Source organism: Microbacterium sp. UBA3394 (assembly GCF_002358725.1).
Classification (GTDB): domain Bacteria; phylum Actinomycetota; class Actinomycetes; order Actinomycetales; family Microbacteriaceae; genus Microbacterium; species Microbacterium luteum.
Genome location: NZ_DEPK01000259.1, coordinates 1 through 5,250 on the forward strand (window position 1 = coordinate 1; position 5,250 = coordinate 5,250).

At 70.3% G+C, this 5,250-nt stretch carries 6 protein-coding genes; 2 read left to right on the plus strand and 4 right to left on the minus strand.

Features of this window, described 5'->3' with window-relative positions; genetic code table 11:
• The first annotated feature begins 151 nt into the window (after positions 1 to 151).
• Positions 152 to 595 (plus strand): hypothetical protein, encoded by a 444-nt coding sequence (locus tag B4E30_RS15325; protein WP_390178400.1) that lies wholly within the window; start codon positions 152 to 154, stop codon positions 593 to 595.
• Between the two features lie 21 nt (positions 596 to 616).
• Here B4E30_RS15325 and B4E30_RS15330 read toward each other — a convergent pair whose 3' ends face one another.
• The 4 genes from B4E30_RS15330 to B4E30_RS15345 form a co-directional block, all read right to left on the minus strand.
• Positions 617 to 1,474 (minus strand): aldo/keto reductase, encoded by an 858-nt coding sequence (locus tag B4E30_RS15330; protein WP_414683222.1) that lies wholly within the window; start codon positions 1,472 to 1,474, stop codon positions 617 to 619.
• Complete coding sequence (locus tag B4E30_RS15335; protein WP_194384636.1) at positions 1,471 to 1,686, minus strand: hypothetical protein; 216 nt, start codon at positions 1,684 to 1,686, stop codon at positions 1,471 to 1,473. Before B4E30_RS15335 ends, B4E30_RS15330 begins: the two co-directional genes overlap by 4 nt.
• An 84-nt stretch (positions 1,687 to 1,770) precedes the next feature.
• Positions 1,771 to 3,066 (minus strand): amidohydrolase family protein, encoded by a 1,296-nt coding sequence (locus tag B4E30_RS15340; protein WP_286796036.1) that lies wholly within the window; start codon positions 3,064 to 3,066, stop codon positions 1,771 to 1,773.
• Positions 3,063 to 3,650, minus strand: coding sequence for a phosphoribosyltransferase family protein (locus B4E30_RS15345; RefSeq protein WP_286796037.1), 588 nt, complete (start codon positions 3,648 to 3,650; stop codon positions 3,063 to 3,065). The genes B4E30_RS15340 and B4E30_RS15345 overlap by 4 nt, the downstream gene beginning before the upstream one ends.
• A gap of 194 nt (positions 3,651 to 3,844) precedes the next feature.
• Here B4E30_RS15345 and B4E30_RS15350 point away from each other — a divergent pair, with 194 nt between their 5' ends.
• Positions 3,845 to 5,242, plus strand: coding sequence for an HNH endonuclease signature motif containing protein (locus B4E30_RS15350; protein ID WP_286796039.1), 1,398 nt, complete (start codon positions 3,845 to 3,847; stop codon positions 5,240 to 5,242).
• Positions 5,243 to 5,250: the final 8 nt, after the last annotated feature.

The following is a 5,250-nucleotide window of genomic DNA, read 5'->3' on the forward strand; positions in this document are numbered from 1 at the left end:
GTCAAGGGCTACTGGAAGCGCGGCGAAGCCGAGTACCACGCGCCCCACTGACCCGGCTGTCGATACCGTTCCGGAGATCCCTCCGCGAGTGGGCACGCTGCGCATCGTCGGAGTAAGGTCCGAAGGCAGCGGTGAGCGAAGGGAGCCGGTGGTGAGCAACGACGGGAACGGCGGATTCTCCGACGACGAGAAGGCCGCGATGAAGCAGCGGGCCGAGGAGCTGCGATCGACGAAGGGTCTGAAGGGCGCGGCGAAGCTGGCGCGCGAGATGGAGGCGTGCGTGAGCGCCATCGACGAGCTCGAGGGAATCGACTCCGAGGTCGCGACGATGTTCCACCGGCTCGTGTCCGAGGAGGCCCCGGACCTCGCGCCGAAGACGTTCTACGGCTTCCCCGCATACGCCAACGGCGAGGGCAAGGTCGTCATGTTCGTGCAGCCGAAGTCGAAGTTCGACACGCGCTACCCGACCGTCAACTTCGACGAGCACGCGCACCTCGACGACGGCGCGATGTGGCCGACCTCGTTCGCGGTCGTCGAGGTCACATCCGAGGTCGAGTCGCGCCTGCGCGACCTCGTGCGCCGCGCCGTCGCCTGACCCCCGACGCGGCGACCGGAGTCACATCTCCTCGTGGGTGTCGGGGTCGCCGCCCCACAGACGTCCCCGCTCGAGGGCGGAGATCGCCGCGACCTCCTCGTCGGTGAGCTTGACGTCGAACACGTCGGCGTTGTCGCGCTGGCGATCGGGGTCGGCGGATTTGGGGATGGGCGTCGAGCCGAGCTCCACGTGCCACCGCAGCGCGATCTGCGACGGCGCCTTCCCGTGGATCTCGGCGAGTTCGCGCAGGATCGGCTCCGTGAGCAGCTCGCTGCGCCTGGCCAGTGGGCTCCAAGACTCGGTGCGGATGCCGTGCTCGGCGTGGAACGCGCGCAGGGCCGCCTGCGGAAAGTACGGGTGCAGTTCGACCTGATTGACCGCGGGCACGACTCCGGTCTCCTCGATGAGGCGCTCGAGCATCGGCTGGGTGAAGTTCGACACCCCGATCGACCTGATCTTGCCCTCACCGCGGAGGTCGATCATCGCCTTCCACGTGTCGACGTACTTGTCGACGCTCGGATTCGGCCAGTGGATGAGGCTGAGGTCGATGCGGTCCAGGCCGAGCACGTTCAGCGAACCGTTGGTCGATTCGATCGCCAGGTCGTAGCCGTGGTGGCGTCCCGGGATCTTCGTCGCCACGAAGAGCTCGTCGCGGTCCACGCCACTGCGGCGCACCGCCTCACCGATCTCCCGCTCGTTCTCGTAATTCACCGCGGTGTCCAGCAGCCGGTAGCCCGAAGCGATGGCGGCCACCACGGCCTCGATGCCCTCGTCGCCGTTCAGCCCATAGGTGCCGAGGCCCACCTGTGGGAAGAGCGTGTCGTCGTTGAGCGTGACTGTCGGGATCTGCATCACCGAGCGCTTGTCCTGAGGAGTCATTCGTTCGGCACGTCGCCGTCGGCCACGCCTTCTCGGGCGGCGCGCTCATCGGCGTCCGCCGAATTCTGGGTGTCTTCGTCGACATCGGGGTCCAGCACGGCATCCCGGTCTCGTTCGAGTCGTTCGCGGTCTTCGGTGCGCTCCTGGTCGGCGTCCTGCGCATGCCCGTCGCCGTAGAAGCCGGGCGCGGGGGGAATCGGGAGGTTGGACATGGTGGTCTCCTTTCCGTGCGGACCTCCACCGTAGGAGGGGAGGCGCGCGCCGCGCGACGGGGTTGCGTGCGAAAGCGACGGGAGCTAGCGGCGATCGTGCACGGGTTCACCGTCGACCAGGACCAGGCGGATGTCGGCACGCGTCGCCTGCCACACCAGCGCGAGCACGGGGTCGCGCGGCGGCTGGAGGTGCGACCCGCCCGTGTCGACGAGCACGAGGTCGGCGCGCTTTCCCGGCTCGATGGAGCCGAGCTCCGCATCCCGCCCGAGAGCACGAGCGCCGTCGATGGTCGCGTGCGCGAAGATCTCGTGCGCGGTCGCGCGCGCACGCCCCGTGCCGGCGACCCGGTCGAACATGAGCGCTTGGCGCATCTCGGCGCCCATGTCGGCGGTCGCGTTCAGCGTGGCGTTGTCGAGACCGAGTCCGACGGCGACACCCGCGTCGAGAAGCGCGCCGAGCGGACTCGACGTGCCGCCGAGCAGCATCGTCGCGGCAGCGCAGTGGGCCGCGCCCATGCCGCGGTCCGCGAGGAGTTCCCGGCCGCTCGCGTCGGCGAAGACCGCGTGTGCCGCGACGGTGCCGGGGCGGACCAGCCCGAGGCGATCGAGCCGTGCGACCGCGCGCTCACCGCCGACGTCGACGGCACCCGGCTCGGATGCGCACACGTGCGTTGTGAATCCGACGGAGCGCGCGCGTGCCACGTCACCGAGGCCGGCGAGAAGCGCGTCGCCCGCCATCTCGGGCAGTTCCACGCTGGTCCACACCTCGACACGACCGGTCGCGAGGTCGCACGCGGCATCCGCGAACCGCCGCGCGACGTCGGTCGGCGCGACGAGGTCGGCCGGCTCGACCGCGTGGCGGTCGAGGAGCGCATCCCACCCCGGCGGGAGCCGGTCCGAGACCATGGGAGCGACGATCCACCGCAGACCCGTGCGAACGGCCGCCGCCACCGAGGCGACGAGACAGGCGTCCGCGCGGCGGCTGCCCACGCCCCCGACACCCCAGCAGTCGACCACGGTGGTGATCCCGGCCCGCGCCAGGTCGGCGCCGGTGAGCGCAACGGCCCGACCGGCGTCCGCGTCGCCGTAGCCGAGCACGGACCCGTAGTAGGTGCCGAACAGCCAGTCGAAGAAGTCCGGCGCCTCATCGCGCGCGCCCCGACCGAGCGCATCCATCGCGTGCTGATGCGTGCTGAGGAACCCGGGATGAACGATGCCGCCGCGCGCATCCACGCTCTCCCGCGCCGTCGGCGCCCGCCCGGAACCGACAGCGGTGACGGCGCCGTCGTCGATGGCGATCCAGCCATGCACCACATCGCGTCGCGCGTTCATCGTGACGATGACGGCGTCGTCGACGACGAGGTCGTGCACGGCGGTCACCGCGGGAAGAGCGGGATGCGGCCCAGCGCGAACAGCCGATCGGCGTAGGACGCGAGGGCATCCGGCCACCCGTCACCCTCGGCCAGGAGTGCCCCCACGCCGACGATGTCGGCTCCCGCCTGTTCGAGGAGAGCGAGCGCCGCGCCCGACGACGATCCCGTCGAGATCACGTCGTCGACGAACAGCACGCGACGGCCGCGGATGTCATCGAGCCGGGCACGGTCGAGCAGCAACGATGCACTCGCCGTGCTCGTGATGGCATGAACGGGCGCTTCGAGAGCGTCGCCGAGGTGCACCTTGCGGGTCTTCTGCAGGATGACGTAGTCGTCGCGACCGAGGGCTCGGGTGACCTCGATCGCCACGGGGATGCCGAGGGTCGCCGGCGCGACGACGATGTCGGGCGCGACACCGGCGAAGTGCGCGGCCAGTTCGCGTCCCGCTGTCTCGATGACCGACACCGGCTGGTCGATCACCATCATGAGCGCGATCGACAGGTCGTCGGAGACCGGGATCACCGGGAGCGTCACGTGCTGGCTGCCCATCTGTGCTGTGTAGGTCTCGGGGATGCCGGGGGTCTCTTCCATGGGATGCACGGTACGCAGGCGGGATGTCGCACACGTTTCGGAGCACTGCGGGCATGACCGCGCGCTCATGTCGATGCCGCAGCGACTTACCCTCCACAGGCGCGTCCATCCCACCTGTTATCCACAGGTATTTGCCGGTCAGAGCTGCTTTTAGCCTCCGACGGAATGTCGGAGGCCCCGGGCACAATGGGGGTATGGAACAGCTCGCGAGTCGCCTCGATCGGGTGCAGAACGCGCTGGCGGAAGCCACCGCGGATGCGTTCGTCGACGGCGCATGCCGCGAGCTGGACGATGAGGACCTGCTGGGTGTCGTGAAGCAGGTCGCGCACGTGGCGAGGCTGGCCGAGGCGCTGCTCGTCGACGCCGTGGGCGAGGTGCAGGATCGCGTCGACTCCGCGGTGCCGAGCGAGCGACTCACGACCGTGCGCGGATGCCGGTCGACGAAGGAGCTCGTTCAGCGCCTCACACGCGGATCCTCTCGCTCGACGACGGAGCTGCTGCGGGCAGCGAAAGCGGTCGGCCGTCCCACCGCGCTCGCCTCCAGAGAGGCACTGCCGGCGCGCTATCCGGCGCTTCGGGCCGCGCTCAGCGGCGGCGACGTCGGCATCGACGCGGTCGCGACCGTCGCGGGCACGATCGATGCGGCCGGTTGCGCGGCAGAGGCCCGATGGGCGGCGGATGAGGAGCTCGCAGCCTCCGCGTGCGGCACGGGCGCAGACGGCGCCCCCGCGGCCGGGGTCGACGAGCTGCGGCTGCAGGCGCAGGTGTGGGCCACCTGGCTCGACCAGGACGGCGCCGAACCCCGCGAGGCGCGGGCGATGCGCAAGCGCGGAGTCACTCTCGGTGCCTGTCGCGACGGACTCGTCCCGATCTCCGGGAGCCTGCTCCCCGAGGTCGCCGGCCAACTCGGAACGCTCTTCGATGCGATCCTCAACCCGAAGACCGACGGCCCAGCGCTGCCCGACGGGCCGAGGTTCTCCCCGGACGAAGACACCACCCGCTTCGGCGTCGAATCGCTGGAGGAGCAGGTGACCGAAGCTCTCGAGTCGTCACGACCGGATCTGCGCAGCCGCGTGCAGCGGCAACACGACGCATTCGCCTCGATCCTCGGCGTCGCGGCCCGGTCGGGAGACCTGCCGACCATCGGGGGTGCGGCTCCGACCCTCGTGGTCGCGGTGAGTGCAGACGACCTCCGCGCCGGTACGGGCTCCGCCCACATCCCGACCCTGGGAGCGGAGCCCGTTCCGCTCGGCGTCGCGCGGCACACGGCGTGCACCGGCGCCGTCCAACGCGTGTTCTCTGACGACAACGGTCGCATCCGCGCGATCCACACCGTCGAGCGCGTCTTCGATCAGCATCAGCGGCGAGCCATCACGCTCCGCGACGGGAACTGCATCATTTCCGGCTGCGACGTGCCTGCGGCTTGGTGCGAGATCCATCACGTCACCGAACACTCTCGCGGTGGACCTACCCACACCGACAACGGCGTGCTGCTGAGGCTGTCGCATGAATCTGCCCGGGTCCGGATGAGCCGGGGGCGGCGGGGCCGGGTGGCCCCGTCGTTCAGGCGGTGGCTGCGGTGCGGAGTTTGAGGAGGTTG